17 protein-coding genes are annotated in these 15,879 nt (G+C 42.2%); 4 read left to right on the plus strand and 13 right to left on the minus strand.

Annotated features, from left to right (window positions below; translation table 11 throughout):
• Positions 1-21 precede the first annotated feature (21 nt).
• The 4 genes from murB to DW738_RS04230 all read right to left on the minus strand — a co-directional run bounded on the left by murB (position 22) and on the right by DW738_RS04230 (position 4,308).
• Complete coding sequence (gene murB / locus DW738_RS04215; protein ID WP_123160413.1) at positions 22-924, minus strand: UDP-N-acetylmuramate dehydrogenase; 903 nt, start codon at positions 922-924, stop codon at positions 22-24.
• Between the two features lie 134 nt (positions 925-1,058).
• The gene (locus DW738_RS04220; protein ID WP_123160414.1) at positions 1,059-1,985 is read right to left on the minus strand and encodes a hypothetical protein; all 927 of its coding nucleotides are present in this window, start codon (positions 1,983-1,985) and stop codon (positions 1,059-1,061) included.
• Positions 1,986-2,153: 168 nt separating this feature from the next.
• Positions 2,154-3,020, minus strand: coding sequence for a homoserine kinase (thrB, locus tag DW738_RS04225; RefSeq protein WP_123160415.1), 867 nt, complete (start codon positions 3,018-3,020; stop codon positions 2,154-2,156).
• A gap of 1 nt (position 3,021) precedes the next feature.
• On the minus strand, positions 3,022-4,308 hold the full coding sequence (locus DW738_RS04230; RefSeq protein ID WP_123160416.1) for a homoserine dehydrogenase: 1,287 nt from the start codon (positions 4,306-4,308) through the stop codon (positions 3,022-3,024).
• Between the two features lie 248 nt (positions 4,309-4,556).
• On the opposite strand from DW738_RS04230, the gene DW738_RS04235 reads away from it, so the two are divergent.
• The gene (locus DW738_RS04235; protein ID WP_123160417.1) at positions 4,557-5,447 is read left to right on the plus strand and encodes a polysaccharide deacetylase family protein; all 891 of its coding nucleotides are present in this window, start codon (positions 4,557-4,559) and stop codon (positions 5,445-5,447) included.
• Between the two features lie 58 nt (positions 5,448-5,505).
• On the opposite strand, the gene DW738_RS04240 is transcribed toward DW738_RS04235, so the two are convergent.
• The 8 genes from DW738_RS04240 to DW738_RS04275 all read right to left on the minus strand — a co-directional run bounded on the left by DW738_RS04240 (position 5,506) and on the right by DW738_RS04275 (position 13,246).
• Positions 5,506-6,462 (minus strand): ABC transporter permease, encoded by a 957-nt coding sequence (locus DW738_RS04240; protein ID WP_023023700.1) that lies wholly within the window; start codon positions 6,460-6,462, stop codon positions 5,506-5,508.
• A gap of 2 nt (positions 6,463-6,464) precedes the next feature.
• Positions 6,465-7,520 carry an ABC transporter permease gene (locus DW738_RS04245; RefSeq protein ID WP_123160418.1) on the minus strand — a complete coding sequence of 352 codons (1,056 nt, stop codon included), beginning with the start codon at positions 7,518-7,520 and terminating at the stop codon, positions 6,465-6,467.
• A complete protein-coding gene (locus tag DW738_RS04250; protein WP_123160419.1) occupies positions 7,513-9,045 on the minus strand; it encodes an ABC transporter ATP-binding protein in 1,533 nt (510 codons plus the stop codon). Before DW738_RS04250 ends, DW738_RS04245 begins: the two co-directional genes overlap by 8 nt.
• 138 nt (positions 9,046-9,183) lie before the next feature.
• Positions 9,184-10,239, minus strand: coding sequence for a BMP family protein (locus tag DW738_RS04255; protein ID WP_123160420.1), 1,056 nt, complete (start codon positions 10,237-10,239; stop codon positions 9,184-9,186).
• A gap of 78 nt (positions 10,240-10,317) precedes the next feature.
• Positions 10,318-10,707 carry a cytidine deaminase gene (locus tag DW738_RS04260; protein WP_123160421.1) on the minus strand — a complete coding sequence of 130 codons (390 nt, stop codon included), beginning with the start codon at positions 10,705-10,707 and terminating at the stop codon, positions 10,318-10,320.
• Positions 10,694-11,356 carry a deoxyribose-phosphate aldolase gene (deoC, locus tag DW738_RS04265; RefSeq protein WP_123160422.1) on the minus strand — a complete coding sequence of 221 codons (663 nt, stop codon included), beginning with the start codon at positions 11,354-11,356 and terminating at the stop codon, positions 10,694-10,696. Before deoC ends, DW738_RS04260 begins: the two co-directional genes overlap by 14 nt.
• Before the next feature lie 22 nt (positions 11,357-11,378).
• On the minus strand, positions 11,379-12,656 hold the full coding sequence (locus DW738_RS04270) for a pyrimidine-nucleoside phosphorylase (protein WP_123160423.1): 1,278 nt from the start codon (positions 12,654-12,656) through the stop codon (positions 11,379-11,381).
• A complete protein-coding gene (locus DW738_RS04275) occupies positions 12,653-13,246 on the minus strand; it encodes a class I SAM-dependent methyltransferase (protein WP_123160424.1) in 594 nt (197 codons plus the stop codon). The genes DW738_RS04270 and DW738_RS04275 overlap by 4 nt, the downstream gene beginning before the upstream one ends.
• Positions 13,247-13,341: 95 nt before the next feature.
• On the opposite strand from DW738_RS04275, the gene coaA reads away from it, so the two are divergent.
• From coaA to DW738_RS04290, 3 genes are all read left to right on the plus strand, one after another.
• Positions 13,342-14,262 carry a type I pantothenate kinase gene (gene coaA, locus DW738_RS04280; RefSeq protein ID WP_123160425.1) on the plus strand — a complete coding sequence of 307 codons (921 nt, stop codon included), beginning with the start codon at positions 13,342-13,344 and terminating at the stop codon, positions 14,260-14,262.
• Positions 14,263-14,368: 106 nt separating this feature from the next.
• Positions 14,369-14,617 carry a 30S ribosomal protein S20 gene (gene rpsT, locus DW738_RS04285; RefSeq protein WP_023023719.1) on the plus strand — a complete coding sequence of 83 codons (249 nt, stop codon included), beginning with the start codon at positions 14,369-14,371 and terminating at the stop codon, positions 14,615-14,617.
• A 65-nt stretch (positions 14,618-14,682) separates the two neighbouring features.
• Positions 14,683-15,213 (plus strand): DNA topology modulation protein, encoded by a 531-nt coding sequence (locus tag DW738_RS04290; RefSeq protein ID WP_123160426.1) that lies wholly within the window; start codon positions 14,683-14,685, stop codon positions 15,211-15,213.
• A 24-nt stretch (positions 15,214-15,237) separates the two neighbouring features.
• Here DW738_RS04290 and DW738_RS04295 read toward each other — a convergent pair whose 3' ends face one another.
• Positions 15,238-15,816 carry a TetR/AcrR family transcriptional regulator gene (locus DW738_RS04295; protein WP_023027012.1) on the minus strand — a complete coding sequence of 193 codons (579 nt, stop codon included), beginning with the start codon at positions 15,814-15,816 and terminating at the stop codon, positions 15,238-15,240.
• Positions 15,817-15,879 lie beyond the last annotated feature (63 nt).

Consider the following 15,879-nt stretch of genomic DNA (forward strand, 5'->3'; position numbering starts at 1 on the left):
CCCCTATTCCATCTCGAACCGTTAATCTTTCCCAATAATACGGACTTCCCGCTCCAAGGTCACACCAGTCGATTTTTCAACTGTCGCGATGACATGAGCAATCAAGTCTTCATAATCTTTGGCAGTCCCATGATCGACATTGATCATAAAGCCAGCATGCTTTTCAGAAACCTCTACACCACCAATCCGGTGTCCCTTCAATCCTGCCTCACTGATCAACTGTCCTGCAAAGTGACCGACTGGACGTTTGAAAACAGAGCCACAAGACGGGTATTCGAGAGGTTGTTTCAGCTCTCGCAAATGAGTCAAGCGCGCCATTTCTTGATTGATCTGATCATAGTTGCCAGGTGCTAAGGCAAACTTAGCAGCAATCACCACATCTCCTGTCTCTTGGATCTTGGAATGGCGATAACCAAAGGCCAAATCACTTGCGGATAGGGTTTTTATTTCACCCTCTGGCGTCAAGATCTTACAAGATTGGAGAATATGGGCAATCTCGCCACCATAGGCACCAGCATTCATGTAAACAGCACCCCCAATGCTACCAGGAATCCCACAAGCAAATTCGAAGCCTGTCAAGCTATGGTAGCGGGCTACGTGAGTCACATCGATCAGCTTAGCACCTGCCTCTGCTTCAATCACGTACCCATTGACACGGACATCATGGAAATGATCAAACATGATCACAAAACCTTCAATCCCACCGTCACGGACGATAATATTCGAAGAATTCCCCAAGACCATCCAAGGAATTTCATGAGCATTGGCAAAGGTGACAATTCGTTTTAATTCATATTGATTGCGAGGAAAGGCCAAATAGTCTGCAGCCCCTCCAACCTTGGTATAGGTATATTGCTTGAGTGGCTCATTGAACAAAATCTCAATGCCAGCCAACTCCTCTTTGATTTGCTTTAAGATTTCCATCTCACAACTCTCTTCTAAACGTTATCTTATCCATTATAACAAAAACCAGCCTACTTTTCGACTAAGAAGTAAAAAAACAGAAACAGCCAAAAGACCACTTCTGTTTTAATTTTTTTAAACAAGGGTTTATTAAATTAGCCAATCTTACGCGCAATGCCACGTGTTTCTTGAGTGGACAAGGCTGAGCCAATGGCAACCCCACCCCCAATAATGGTAAAGACTGCCAACATAAAGAAGTTAAAGAAGTATTTATCAGGTGCTTCACCATTTAGAACAAGGGAATTGATCAAATCAAATCCATCACTAAAGTCGAGTCCAAGCTGTTTAACTGCTTCTAAGGCATAGTCAAATTGGTGAACGAGAACAACAGTCACCAACAAGAGGATACTAGAAATAACTGCACCAAGTTTGCTAAATTTCTTCCCTAAGATCTCATAGCCTTTGACAACACAGATCCCAAGGATGAAACCAGCATAAAAAGCTACGTAGCCGAGACGGGCAATAAAAAGAGTCACAGCTCCTCCGATAATGGCACCAATAAAGGCACCGACTGTTCCAAGAAGGACATTTTCTTTCTGACTATTATATGAATCTGTTTCAATTTTTAGTTGGGAACTCACAATTTGATAGTTTTCTTCATTCATCAAGAAGAGGGAATCTCCAATCTGGTAGAGACCAACCGGACCTTTTTCACCAGAGTAGCCACATACAGTGTAGAAACCATTGGTTTGTAAAAATTGCAGGATTTCTGTTAGGGCTTGGTGAATGTTCTCAATCGTTTTTGCCTTGGTCATCCCAGCTTTTACAGTGAAAGTTGTGACATATTGGTTGAGGCTAACGCTCTTCAGAACAGAAGATTCTTTGACCATTTGATGCAATTGAGCCGCTGCTTCTTCCGCATCATCACGAGAAACAGAAAGAGCAATGGTGAAGACATTTTTTGTGTCTGTCTCTCTCATTAAAAAGAAATACCCAGAGTTTTCACCATAAATAGATGAGGTTTGAGGATCATACTGGAATCCAAGTTCCGTAGCAAGTTGATGACGTTCAAAGTCTTTCATTAGAATTACAATCTCCTTTACATTTCTATCTATCTTTTGAATAATTGTTTATTATCCTAAAATAATTTGATAGACAAATGATTTATAAAACTATTTTATCATAGATAAATAAAATTAGATAGACTAATTTAGCCTATCTAATCATTTTTTTCTTTGAATCAAGATTCACTAAGCTTCTACCTTCACACCAGTTGTGTCAATCTTTAATGAGAAAACCTGACCATTTAAAGCCTTAGACTCCAAGTCTTTGGCAAAGGCTTCTGCATGTTCAACGGGGAGCATGGTCATAATGGTTGGACCTGCACCAGAAAGGTAAGTCGCATAAGCTTCATGTTGATGCGCAAGTTCTTTCACCTGAGGGAACTCTGCAACTAGTTGTTGACGGTAGCGCTCATGGAAGCGATCGCCTTCGATGGCTTTTCCTGCGACTCTTAAGTCCCCCTTAGCAAGGGCAGCGATGGCCACGTTTGCAATCGAACTGGCTGCCACAGCTTCCTTATAAGACCATTCACTAGGAAGGACATTTCGGCTATCGCTGGTTTTGAGTTCGTAATTCGGAACAAAGGCCACTAGTGCACACTCAGGAAATGGAAGAACCAAATGATGGGTCTCCTGATCCACATAGCTTGCTACGACCAGATTTCCAAAAATAGCTGGCGCTACATTGTCCGGATGACCTTCGATTTTTGTCGCGATCTCTAGTTTTTCTTCATCGCTAAGACATAAGTTGCCCAGTTGATTAGCCAACTCAATCCCCGCTACAATAACAGAGCTAGAGGAACCAAGACCACGCGCCAAAGGCACTTCACTAGTCATCTTGAGACGATGAGGAGGCAAATCGGATGCGACTTGGAGAGCAGTTTGAAGCAAGAGATTCTCTTCATCGCTTGGAATCTCCTCTCCTAAATCGTGTTCAATCCACCAGTTTTCTTGCGCTTCTAGCACATCAATGGTCAAATACTTAGAAACAGCGATCCCAACAGAATCAAATCCTGGCCCTACATTGGCACTAGTCGCTGGTACTGTAATTCTCATCTTATTCTCCCAATACTTTAAAGGTATTCAACAAGGTAAAGTCAGCTTCAGCATCAATTTTCTCAATGATGTGGTGCAATTGTGTTTGATTCAATTGGTGAGTGATAATCACAACACGAGCCACAGAATCTTTAGCACCTGCTTGAAGAACCTGCTTAAAGGAAACATCTTCTTGGTTGAAAATTTGTGCCAACTTGAGCAATTGTCCCTTCATATCTGGAGTTTGAATAGAGAAGTAATAATCACTCTTCACATCTTCTGGTTTAGCCAATTGCACAGGACGGCTGTATTCGTTAAAGGCTTTTCCAATTGTTCCCTCATTGAGGCGACGAACAATGCGAATAATGTCAGCGACTACACTAGTGGCTGTTGGTTTTTGACCTGCACCAGGACCATAGTACATAGACTCACCAATCCCGATCGATTCCACATAGACCGCATTCATGACGTCGTTCACGCTAGCAAGTGGATGTTCTTTTGGGAGGAAGGTTGGTGTCACTTCTGCTGCGATTCCTGACTCTGTTTCAACAATGGAGCCGACCAACTTGATCACATAACCAAGACTTTGAGCTACTGAGACATCCTGAGGAGTGATTTGACTGATCCCTTTGTGCCCTACTTGGTCAAATTGGATGTTCATCCCAAAGGCAAATTGGCTCAAAATCACCATCTTATAAGCAGCATCGATCCCTTCAACGTCATTGGTCGGGTCACTTTCAGCGTAACCAAGTCGTTGCGCTTCTGCTAAAGCATCTTCATAAGTCCAACCTTCTTCGACCATTTTGGTCATCATGAAGTTAGAAGTACCATTGACCACACCGAGAACTTTGGTCACCTTGTCAGAAGCCAAAGAATTCACCAAGGTACGAAGGATTGGAATACCTCCAGCTACTGCTGCTTCATAATAGAGGGCAACGCCATGCTCTTTGGCGATCGCAATCAACTCAGCTCCATGAACCGCAAGCAAATCTTTATTAGCTGTTACGACATGTTTTCCAGCTTGAAGAGCTCGTGTAATAAAGGTCTTAGCTGGCTCAATTCGACCCATCAATTCAACCACGATGGCAATGTCTTTGTCTTCAATGATCTCATCAACATTGGTCACAAAGTTATAGTCATGACCAGCAGCTAATAAGCGGGCTTTCTCTTCTTCATCCTTGACAAGAACTTTAGCTACTTCAATTTCAGACTGAGCAGCTTGGCTGATCTTTTCATGGTTTTCTTTTAATAAAAATGGTACGCCACTGGCAACAGTACCAAATCCTAGTAAGGCAATTTTTACAGACATGTTGGTCTCCTTAAACATCTAATATAGTCTATTATATCAAAAACTAGCCCCTTCTGACTAGTTCTATGGCCTTCTTCCTCTACAAGAACTCCACTTTCTCAGATTTAAATCTTCTCACTAAACGTACTAGCAAGCCATTCCTTCAAAAATCAAGGAGATTTCCCAAAATTTTAGTCCATTTGTAACTTTGTCTTGAAAAGATTTCCTGCCCCTATGATATAATGATAATGAATTAGAAAGGGGTCTCTATGAATCACCGAAAAAGACGTGTCCCAAAGAAAATACGCTTACTACTTATTTTAAATGCTTTTCTGCTATCCTGCATCTTCATTTTAGGCTTTCTTCTATTAAAACGAGCTGCTAGTACTCCCGTTGCTGACAAGCAAGAAACAAATACAAGTCAGACGATGAAACAGCAAGGTTCTACTACCAAATGGGTAAAACAAGAGCAACCTGTGAAAATCCCAATTCTCATGTACCACGCTGTTCACACGATGGCCCCTTCGGAAGAGGCCAATGCCAACCTCATTGTAGCACCAGAAACCTTCGAGAGTCATCTCAAAGCCTTAAAAGGGGCCGGTTACTACACCCTGACGCCTGAAGAAGCTTATCGCGCACTTACAAAAAATGAACTGCCTGAAGGTGGCAAAGTCGTTTGGTTGACGTTCGATGATGGAATTTCAGACTTTTATACCATAGTCTATCCACTCCTAAAAAAATACCAAATGACCGCAACCAATAATATCATTACTTCATTTTCTGAAAAGGAAAAACCAAGCGTTCTAACCTTTGATCAAATCAAAGAAATGAAAGCACAAGGCCTTACTTTTGAGAGCCATACGGTATCCCACCCAGATTTGGCCCAATCAGATACTGCCACTCAAAAAGCTGAACTAGCCAATTCCAAACAAGTATTAGACAAGAAACTCAATCAAACCACGACCACCATTGTCTACCCCGCTGGTCGCTACTCTGACGTCACCATGGATCTAGCAAAAACCAATGGCTACAAAATGGGCTTGACGACCAACAATGGACTAGCTAGTTTAGATGATGGCCTCTACTCGCTAAATCGTCTGCGTATCTTGCCTACTACGACGGCCGAAAACCTACTTGCAGAAATGCAAACCAATCCATAAGCATACAAAAAGCACGAGTTCGAGCGACTCGTGCTTTCTTTTTCCATAAAGGAGGCTTTTACTTAGACTTGATGTAGTTCACACCATCTGCTTTTGGTGCAACCGACTTACCAAAGAAGGCTGCTAGGACGATGATGGTCAATACATACGGCGCAATACGGAGGTAGACTCCTGGAATATGGGCAAGGAAAGGAATCTGCGTAGACACAACCGCCAAGGCTTGTGAAAGACCAAAGAATAGACTGGATAACATGGCACCGATTGGGTTCCATTTACCAAAGATCATAGCCGCTAGGGCGATAAATCCAGGTCCTACAATGGTAGTTGCAGAGAAATTAACAGAAGCAGATTGTGCATACAAGGCACCCCCAACTCCTCCTAAAAATCCAGAGATGAGCACACCATAGTAACGCATGAGGTAAACATTAATCCCAAGGGTATCCGCAGCTTGTGGATGTTCACCAACTGAGCGAAGGCGAAGACCGAACTTCGTTTTAAACATGATAAACCAGGCTACAAATGAAAATCCAATCGCGACATATCCCATTAAGCTTGTATTCTTGAAGAAGATATCTCCAATAACAGGGATATCAGACAAGAAAGGAAAATCAAATTTACCAAATGACAAATCGATATTGTTGGTTTGACCTTTTCCGTAGATTGCTTTTACCAAGAAGACAGCTAAGGCAGGAGCCAACAAGTTCAATACCGTACCACTCACCACGTGGTCAGCACGGAAGTTGATAGTAGCTACAGCATGGATAGCAGAGAAAATAAGACCAACCAAACCACCTGCAAGGAGAGATAACCAGATGGTCATGCCACCAAGAGAGTCAGCAAAAGTCAAGTTAAACACGACACCAGTGAAGGCTCCCATAACCATGATACCTTCCAAACCGACATTAACGACACCAGCATGTTCGGAGTAGGCTCCTCCGATACTAGTGAAAATGAGGGGAGCAGCATAGACCAGCATATTCGATACAAGAATCGTTAGTATAGCAACAGTATTCATCCTTACTCTACTCCTTTCATTTGTTTTTTAGGCTTGATGTATTTTTCGATAATGTAATGAGCACTTACAAAGAAGATAATCGAAGCTGTCACAATATTGACAAGTTCTGGTGGAATGGTCGCTGTGGTCATACCTGGCGCACCTGTTTGCAGGGTACCAAGCAAGAAGGCCGCAAAGACAATCCCGATAGGAGAATTGCTAGCAAGGAGGGCCACCGCCATCCCATTAAATCCAATAGCCAAGGAACCAGCTTGAACATAAACGTTCTGGAAGGTACCAATCCCTTCTACAGCTCCTCCAATCCCACAAAGGGCACCTGAAATCACCATGGAAAGGATGATGGTACGTTTAGCTGACATCCCTGCATAGTCTGAAGCATTCGGGTTGAGACCAACGGAACGGATTTCAAAACCAAGTGTTGTTTTCTTAATAATGAACCAAATAACTGCAACAGCAATCAAGGCGATAAAGATACCGATATTCATCCGTGACTTAGTCAATTCCGTCAGAAAGCCTAAACGATAACTTGCATTTGCCCCAACTGTAATACTGGATTCAGAATCGACCATGAACTTTTTAGGGAAGTTCCGGATAATTTCATTTCCAGCAAACAGTACGATGTAGTTCATCATAATAGTAACGATGACTTCACTCGTCCCCAAAAATGCTCGCAGAAGTCCTGGAATTAAACCAATGAGACCACCGGCAATTGCAGCCACAAGGACCGTCAAAGGAATCATCAGGATACGCGGAATATCTGGGAAGGACAAAGCGAACCATACTGCCGCGATCCAACCAGCCAAGGCTTGTCCTGGTAAGCCAACATTGAAAAATCCAGCTCGACTGGCTACCGCAAATCCGAGAGCGATCAAGATCAGCGGCCCCATAGTACGGAAAATTTCACCCACATTTTTAATGGAACCAAAAGCTGTCTTGAAGAGTTCTTCATAACCCCAAAGAGCATCATAACCAAAGATCCACATGATAATGGCTCCGAGGACGATTCCTAGGATTACAGAAATAAAAGGAATAGCAATTTGTCTTGTATTTTTATTCATTTGAAGCCTCCTTGATTTCTCCACCAGCCATAAGAATACCAAGCTCTTGTTTGTTGGTCTCAGATGGCTTCACAATACCTTGGATTTTTCCATCATGAATAACAGCAATCCGGTCGGATAGATTTAGAATTTCATCTAATTCGAAGCTGACTACGAGGACGGCTTTCCCTTTATCACGTTCACCAATCAAACGTTTATGGATGTACTCAATCGCACCAACGTCCAATCCACGTGTCGGTTGGCTAACGATCAACAAATCTGGATTCCGATCAACTTCACGAGCAATAATGGCTTTTTGTTGATTTCCTCCTGATAGAGCACTTGCTGGCACAATCTCGTTAGCTGCACGAACATCAAATTCTTCCATCAACTTGCGGGCATAGGAATTAATTTGATTGTAATTCAAAACACCATTTTTGCTAAGTGGTTCTTTGTAGTAAGTTTGAAGTGCGATGTTTTCAGAAAGCATCATTTCGAGCACAAGACCATCACGATGACGATCTTCAGGCACGTGGCTGACATTCATTTCAGTAATCTTACGGGGGGAAAGGCCAACAACTTCTTGTCCCTTAATTTTGATACTACCTGATTTGACTTTGCGAAGTCCGGTAATCGCCTGAATCAATTCACTCTGACCATTGCCATCAATCCCTGCAATCCCGACAATTTCACCTGCGCGAACGTCAAGAGATAGCTCTTTAACCGCAGGGACACCACGGTTTTCATTCACTACCAAGTCAGAAATTTGCAGAACCACTTCTTTAGGCTGCGCTTCTTCTTTTTCTGTTACGAAGGAAACTGAGCGCCCAACCATCATTTCCGCTAAATCTTTATTGGTAGCACCTTCGATGCCAACGGTTTGAATGGATTTCCCACGACGAATAACTGTGACACGGTCCGCAACCGCACGAATTTCGTCCAGTTTGTGGGTGATGAGGATGATAGATTTCCCTTCTTTAACAAGGGCTTTCATGATATCCATCAACTCCAAAATTTCAGCAGGAGTTAGCACCGCTGTAGGCTCGTCGAAAATCAGAATATCAGCTCCGCGATAGAGTGTCTTCAAGATTTCTACACGTTGTTGAGCACCAACAGAAATATCTTCAACTTTTGCTGTAGGATCCACAGCCAAGCCGTAGCGTTCTGACAACTCAAGGATATCTGCATTAGCCTTTTTCAAATCTAATACACCTTTATTCGTTACTTCGCTACCAAGAATGATATTTTCTGCAACAGTGAAAGCTTCTACCAACATGAAGTGCTGGTGAACCATCCCGATCCCTAGAGAAGCAGCCTTTGAAGGAGAATCTAATTTTTCAGACTTCCCATTGACCACAATTTCTCCGCTCGTTGGTTCCAAAAGACCAGCCAACATATTCATCAGGGTTGATTTCCCAGCTCCATTTTCACCAAGAAGTGCATGAATTTCACCTTTACGCAATTCGAGGTTGATTTTGTCGTTTGCGACAAATTCACCAAAAATTTTGGTAATTTCACGCATCTCAATGACGTTTTCGTGTGCCATTCGAATATTCCTTTCTAGAAAACTATATTTTATTTCAGTAGGACCTGCTAAACAAGTTAGTAAGTTCTATTGAGACAAAATGTCTCAACACCTCGAAAAAAAGCGACCCAAGAAGGATGGATCGCTTCCCGAAGGTTCTTATTTCTCAGGTGCTTTTACGCTACCATCAATAATTTGTTTTTTAGCATCTTCTACAGCTTTTTTAGCATCTTCAGAAAGATTAGAAGTTGTCAAATCAACACCACCATCTTTCAAACCAAATGTGATCACTTTTCCACCTGGGAATTTGCCATCAGCAGTTTGAGTTGCGATTTCTTGAACAGTTTTACCAACTTGTTTCAAAGTTGAAGCCAATACGAAGTTAGATTCTTTACCATCTTTTGAAGTGTATTTACCTTCGTCGACTTGGTCACGGTCTACACCAATAACCCAAACTTTTTCGTCTTCATTTTTCTTCTCGTTCAAGTCTTTAGCTTCCTTGAAGACACCAGCTCCTGTACCACCAGCAGCTTGGTAAATAACGTCAGCTCCTGCAGCGTATTGTGTCGCTGCAATAGTTCTTCCTTTTTCAGGGTTGTTGAAGTCTTCAGCATATTGTACATCTACTGAAATGTCTTTGTTTACAGACTTCACGCCTGCTTCAAATCCTTTTTCAAAACGAGTGATAACTTCACCACGTGCTCCACCAATGAAACCAACTTTGTTAGTCTTAGTTGTTTTGGCAGCAGCAACCCCTGCAAGGTAAGCAGCTTCATTATCCGCAAAAACAGCAGATGCTACGTTCTTTTTGTCGCCTACAACAGAGTCAATGATAACGTAGTTGATATCAGCATTTTCATCCGCAGCAGCTGTAACAGCTGGAGCAAGTTTGTAACCAACACCGTAAACTAATTTGTAGCCGTTTGTAGCAGCATGGCTAAAGTTATTTGCAAAATCTGCTTCACTTGTAGATTGGAAATAAGTGAATCCGTTATCTTTAGAAAGACCGTTTTCTTTACCCCAAGCTTGTAGACCTTCCCATGCAGATTGGTTAAATGATTTATCATCAACACCACCTGTGTCAGTAACGATAGCAGCTTTTAAATCAGTTTTTGCATCTGAAGAATCTTTGCGAGACGCACGATTTCCACATGCAGCAAGTCCGATTGCAGCGACAGTTACTAGACCTAGGCCTAACCATTGTTTCTTGTTCATTTCTGAACCTCCTAAATAAGATATGCAACTAAGTTGCGGATTAATGAAAGGGTCAATAGACCGCCTTTACAGATGTTACTAGGTAAGATCTGTAAAGGAATATGGAAGCAATTCCTTGACCGTCATCACGACCGTCGATTTATCTTTGGCTACCAGAGTAACCGGTAGGTCTGGCTCGAAAAATTCAGCCATCACCTGTCGACAAGCACCACAGGGTGAAACTGGTTTTTCCGTCTGACCATAAATAATTAATTCCTTAAATGAACGCTCTCCTTCTGAAACAGCCTTAAAGATGGCTGTCCGCTCGCCACAATTGGTCAAGCCGAAGCTCGCATTTTCAATATTGACGCCTGTATAAATCTTCCCATCATCTGTCACAAGAACAGCTCCAATTGGAAAATGAGAATAAGGTACATAAGCATTCTCACTTGTTTTTACAGCTAAGTCAATCAACTCAGTAGTCGCCATGGGCTACTTCTCCCTTCATGATGGCTACTCCAGAGGAAGTGCCGATTCGGTTAGCACCCGCTTGGATCATGGCTTGTGCATCCTCATAGCTACGAGTACCTCCAGATGCTTTCACTCCCATATCCGGTCCAACAACCTGGCGCATGAGGGCAACATCCTCAACAGTTGCTCCTCCAGTAGAGAAACCAGTTGAAGTTTTGACAAAGTCTGCTCCTGCCAATTTGGCAATCTGGCAAGCCACTACTTTTTCAGTTTCAGTTAACAAGCAGGTTTCGATTATCACTTTTACCAAGCGATCACCACTTGCATCTACAACAGCCTGAATGTCCTCTTCTACTAATGTCAGATTTTTTGATTTCAAGGCACCGATATTGATGACCATATCGATCTCATCGGCTCCATTTTGGATGGCATTTTGAGTTTCAAATGCTTTAACAGCTGGTGTATTTGCGCCAAGAGGGAAACCAATGACTGTACACACTTTTACATCTGAATCCCGAAGTCCTTCTACAGCGAAGTTGACCCAGGTCGGTTGGACACAAACACTTGCAAAATCATATTCTTTCGCTTCTTCGATCAAAGCCTCGATTTGTTCTTGTTGTGCATCAGGTTTTAATAATGTGTGGTCAATATATTTGTTTAATTTCATTAATAAATCTCCCCCAAATGAATTACGAAACAATTTCAATAATTTCTGAAACGCTTACAACCTTGTCTAGTATTTTAACATTTTTTTGGAATTCTGCAATGGTTTTTTGACTAATTTCTAAATTTGTATAAATAGTTGCAACAAGGTCGCCTTTTTGAACAGGATCCCCAACTTTCTTAGCGAAAACAATCCCTGTTTCATAGTCTAAATCATCTGATTTGACAGCTCTTCCAGCCCCCAGACGCATAGCAAAGAGTCCGTGTTCCATAGCAGGCAAGGCTGCAATATAGCCATCCTTTTCTCCATAGACAGGCACTTGTTCTTTTACCTGAACTGGACGGTAGAGATCTTCCAAATCTCCACCTTGAGCAAGGACCATTTCTTCAAACTTCTTCAAAGCTTTGCCGGCTGTTAGATGTTGCTTGATTTCTTCCAAGCTGGCCGTCACCCCACCAAGCTCCAACATAATTTGGGCTAATTCACAAATAAAGTGGGTTACATCTTCTCTGCCTTTGCCTTGAAGAATATCTAAGGCTTCAAGAATTTCGAGACGGTTCCCGATGCTGGTTCCTAAAGGCTGGCTCATATCTGTCAAGACAGCAATGGTCTTGCGCCCGACAGCATTTCCAAGATCCACCATGGTACGAGCTAGTTCACGCGCCTCTTCAATGGTCTTCATAAAGGCCCCTTCTCCAACGGTGACATCGAGAAGGATGGCATCTGCCCCAGCAGCAATCTTCTTACTCATGACAGAGCTAGCAATCAATGGAATTGTATCAACCGTCGCTGTTACATCCCGAAGTGCATAGAGAAGCTTATCCGCCATGACCAATTGGTCCGACTGTCCAATGACAGAAAGGCCAATCTCTTGTACTTGTTTAATGAACTCTTCCTGGGTCCGCTCAATTTGGAATCCTTTAATGGATTCTAGCTTATCGATGGTCCCCCCTGTATGTCCAAGACCCCGACCGCTCATCTTGGCAACTGGGACGCCAAAGCTAGCCACTAGAGGTGCCAGTACAATTGTTACTTTGTCTCCTACACCACCTGTTGAGTGTTTGTCCACCTTGATGCCTTTAATAGCGGAAAGATCGAATTGCTCCCCTGTCTCCACCATCTTCATGGTCAAATCTGAAATTTCTCGGGTCGTCATCCCCTTGAAATAAACCGCCATGGCAAAGGCAGCCATTTGATAATCAGGTACTGTTCCAGCCACATAGCCTTCGATCAACCAATGAATCTCATCTTTACTCAACTCAATGCCATCACGTTTTTTCTGAATGATATCTACAGCTCTCATGTGACTTTTTCACTCCTTAAAATATAATAACCTTTGTCTTTTTTGAGGATTTCACAATTCCCAAAGACTTCCTCCATTTTGGCCTTCGCACTTGGAGCTCCCTGTTTTTTCTGGATGACAATAGTTAAGTCTCCACCAGGATTCAAATGGTCAAAACTTCCAGAAAGCACTTGATGGACTACCTTTTTTCCAGCCCGAATGGGAGGATTACTGATAATATGATCAAAACTTCCCTCAACCTGATCATAAACATTGGATTGGAAGATCTTTGCTTCAACTTGATTTAAATCTGCGTTTTTCTGAGCTAGATCTAAAGCCCGTGTATTGACGTCTACCATAGTCGCATGGATCCCTTGGGCCTTAACCAAAGAGAGACCAAGTGGACCATACCCGCAACCAACATCCAAAACCGTCTCTCCTTGCTGGAAGGACAAACAAGATAAGAGGACCTGGCTACCAAAGTCGATCATTTTTTTACTAAAAACACCGGCATCCGTCAGAAATTTCATCCGCTCTCCTAGAAGAACCACCTGTAACTCGTGGATATCATGTTGAGCATCTGGATGTTCATCATAGTACATTTTACTCATATTAGCATTATAGCATAATTTAACCTATTTTTAAATCGTTTACAGAAGATCTTAAAACTGATATACTAAAGGTCACTATGGAGGAAAGGCTTGTAATGGAAAAAGAATTTCTACACTTCGAAAAAATCAATCGACAAACTTGGCAAAATCTCTACCGGAAATCAACCCCTCCTCTGTCTGAAGAGGAATTGAATTCGATCAAGAGTTTTAATGACCTCATTAGTTTACAAGATGTGACAGACATTTATTTACCGCTGACACACTTAATTCAAATCTACAAAAAAGCGAAAGAAGATTTAGCATTTTCTAAAGGTATCTTCCTCCAACAGGAAAGTAAAAAACAGCCCTTCATTATCGGGATTTCAGGGTCAGTAGCTGTCGGCAAATCAACGACGAGTCGCCTCCTTCAAATCCTTCTTTCTCGGACTTTTTCTGGTTCTACTGTTGAATTGGTGACCACCGATGGCTTCTTGTATCCCAACGCCACCTTGATTGAACAAAACATCCTCAATCGCAAAGGCTTCCCTGAAAGTTATGATATGGAACTTCTCTTAGATTTCCTGAATCAGCTCAAAAATGGGCAAAGCTATCAAATCCCTGTCTATTCTCACGAGATTTATGATATTGTCCCTGACCAGAAGCAAACCATTCAAGCTGCGGACTTTATTATCGTAGAAGGGATCAACGTCTTTCAAAATCCTCAAAATGATCGGCTCTATATGACAGACTTCTTTGACTTCTCCATCTATGTGGATGCTGAGGTGGCCAATATTGAATCCTGGTATATCGATCGCTTTAAAAAATTGTTGGAGCGTGCAAAGGATGACCCAAGCAACTACTACCACCGCTTTACCAAGCAACCGGAGGCAGAAGTCCTCGCTTTCGCTCATCAGGTATGGGAGTCGATCAATCTCCTAAATCTAAAAGACTATATCGAGCCCACCCGAAACCGAGCCGAACTGATCCTGCACAAATCTGCCAACCATGAGATCGACGAAATCTATCTCAAGAGATAAGAGTTTTAAGACAAAATGATCTTTCAAAAATAGCGATTCGAAGAAAAATTAGTTTGGGCTTGTCAAAAGAAAAGTTTTCAGATATAATAAGAGAGTTAGATTATCATTGGAGGTGAAAAAATTGGCAAACATTAAATCAGCTATCAAACGCGCTGAATTGAACGTTAAACAAAACGAAAAAAACTCAGCTCAAAAATCAGCTATGCGTACTGCAATCAAAGCTTTTGAAGCAAACCCATCTGAAGAACTTTACCGCGCTGCTAGCTCAGCTATCGATAAAGCAGAAACTAAAGGTTTGATCCACAAAAACAAAGCTAGCCGTGATAAAGCACGTCTTGCAGCAAAACTTGGCTAATCAAGCATTGCATACAAAATGAGCTCTCCGGAGCTTTTTTTGTTGCTTCCAAATGAGGAGAAGACATGAAAATTATGATTATCGGCTATTCAGGATCTGGCAAGTCAACTTTGGCTGAAAACCTAGCCCGCTACTACTCCATTCCCAAGCTCCACATGGATACCCTTCAATTTCAACCGGGTTGGATAGACAGTGACCGGGATTGGATGGAGAAAGAGATGAAACAGTTTCTCAGCGATCATAGAGACTGGGTCATTGATGGCAACTATGCTTGGTGCCAATACGAGCGCAGATTGGAAGAGTCCGACTGGATTATCTTCCTAAATTTCTCCCGTTGGAACTGCCTTTATCGGGCCTGGAAGCGGGCCCGTCACTTCCGAGGTCAAGTTAGAGACAGCATGGCAACTGGTTGCATTGAAAAGTTAGACTGGGAATTCATCCGCTGGGTTCTTTGGGATGGTCGCCAAGTCAGACAGGTCACACGCTATCAGACTGTCGGCCAAACCTATTCAGACAAATTCATCGCTCTCAAAAACCAAAAAGAACTAGACCGTTTCCTAAATAAAGTCAAAAATGACCTACTAGAGTCGAAATAATCACTCGATCTAGTAGATCATTTTTTATTTTCTTTTCTTTTGAGGAAACAAGGGAAGACCCAAGGAGGCCATCTTCTCCGCCGGCACCTTCATGCCATCCTTAATCCATTTAGCTAAGACAGAGACAATGGCTGAGCTGAGGAAGGAATTTAAATAACTAGCTGGTCCTTGTGATGATTTCTGAGTTTTACTTCTCTTTTCCAGAAATTCATAAACAGCCTTGGTGAGTAGTTTTTCAAAATTATAATCGACGGCTAAGCTGATAATGCGGGCTTCCTTTTTGGCCTCTTTAAAGAGATAAACCCAAATCTGGTACAAATCGGTCTTAAAATTATAACCCTCTAAAGACTGGGTAATTTTCGAAACAGTTGATTGGAAGATAGATTCCAGCAATTCTTCTTTTGACTCATAATTTCGGTAAAAAGCTGCTCGGGAAACCCCTGCTCTCTCCACTAACTCCGAAATGGTGATCTTTTTTAGGTCCTTTTTATCTAGCAATTGGAGCAAGGAAATCTCCAGGGATTCCCGTGTAATGGCATTACTCTCTTGGTTGGAGCGTTTCAAATTTTCTAAGGATTTTTCTGATATCTTTCTTTCTGCCATAACACTTACTTTCTATCTGTATCATCCGAATGTATCTGCTTTCAGAGAAAGCAACTTCATGAT

The sequence above is a fragment of the Streptococcus sp. AM28-20 genome (genome assembly GCF_003603595.1).
Taxonomy (GTDB): Bacteria; Bacillota; Bacilli; order Lactobacillales; family Streptococcaceae; genus Streptococcus; species Streptococcus ilei.

What these genes read in the sequence shown, in the direction of transcription:
- DW738_RS04270 (WP_123160423.1), bottom strand. Translation starts at nt 12,656, where the DNA reads ATGAGAGCTGTAGATATCATTCAGAAAAAACGTGATGGCATTGAGTTG.
- murB (WP_123160413.1), bottom strand. Translation starts at nt 924, where the DNA reads ATGGAAATCTTAAAGCAAATCAAAGAGGAGTTGGCTGGCATTGAGATT.
- DW738_RS04275 (WP_123160424.1), bottom strand. Translation starts at nt 13,246, where the DNA reads ATGAGTAAAATGTACTATGATGAACATCCAGATGCTCAACATGATATC.
- DW738_RS04220 (WP_123160414.1), bottom strand. Translation starts at nt 1,985, where the DNA reads ATGAAAGACTTTGAACGTCATCAACTTGCTACGGAACTTGGATTCCAG.
- coaA (WP_123160425.1), top strand. Translation starts at nt 13,342, where the DNA reads ATGGAAAAAGAATTTCTACACTTCGAAAAAATCAATCGACAAACTTGG.
- DW738_RS04295 (WP_023027012.1), bottom strand. Translation starts at nt 15,816, where the DNA reads ATGGCAGAAAGAAAGATATCAGAAAAATCCTTAGAAAATTTGAAACGC.
- DW738_RS04235 (WP_123160417.1), top strand. Translation starts at nt 4,557, where the DNA reads ATGAATCACCGAAAAAGACGTGTCCCAAAGAAAATACGCTTACTACTT.
- DW738_RS04245 (WP_123160418.1), bottom strand. Translation starts at nt 7,520, where the DNA reads ATGAATAAAAATACAAGACAAATTGCTATTCCTTTTATTTCTGTAATC.
- DW738_RS04250 (WP_123160419.1), bottom strand. Translation starts at nt 9,045, where the DNA reads ATGGCACACGAAAACGTCATTGAGATGCGTGAAATTACCAAAATTTTT.
- deoC (WP_123160422.1), bottom strand. Translation starts at nt 11,356, where the DNA reads ATGAAATTAAACAAATATATTGACCACACATTATTAAAACCTGATGCA.
- DW738_RS04290 (WP_123160426.1), top strand. Translation starts at nt 14,683, where the DNA reads ATGAAAATTATGATTATCGGCTATTCAGGATCTGGCAAGTCAACTTTG.
- DW738_RS04240 (WP_023023700.1), bottom strand. Translation starts at nt 6,462, where the DNA reads ATGAATACTGTTGCTATACTAACGATTCTTGTATCGAATATGCTGGTC.
- DW738_RS04260 (WP_123160421.1), bottom strand. Translation starts at nt 10,707, where the DNA reads ATGGCGACTACTGAGTTGATTGACTTAGCTGTAAAAACAAGTGAGAAT.
- DW738_RS04230 (WP_123160416.1), bottom strand. Translation starts at nt 4,308, where the DNA reads ATGTCTGTAAAAATTGCCTTACTAGGATTTGGTACTGTTGCCAGTGGC.
- DW738_RS04255 (WP_123160420.1), bottom strand. Translation starts at nt 10,239, where the DNA reads ATGAACAAGAAACAATGGTTAGGCCTAGGTCTAGTAACTGTCGCTGCA.
- thrB (WP_123160415.1), bottom strand. Translation starts at nt 3,020, where the DNA reads ATGAGAATTACAGTACCAGCGACTAGTGCCAATGTAGGGCCAGGATTT.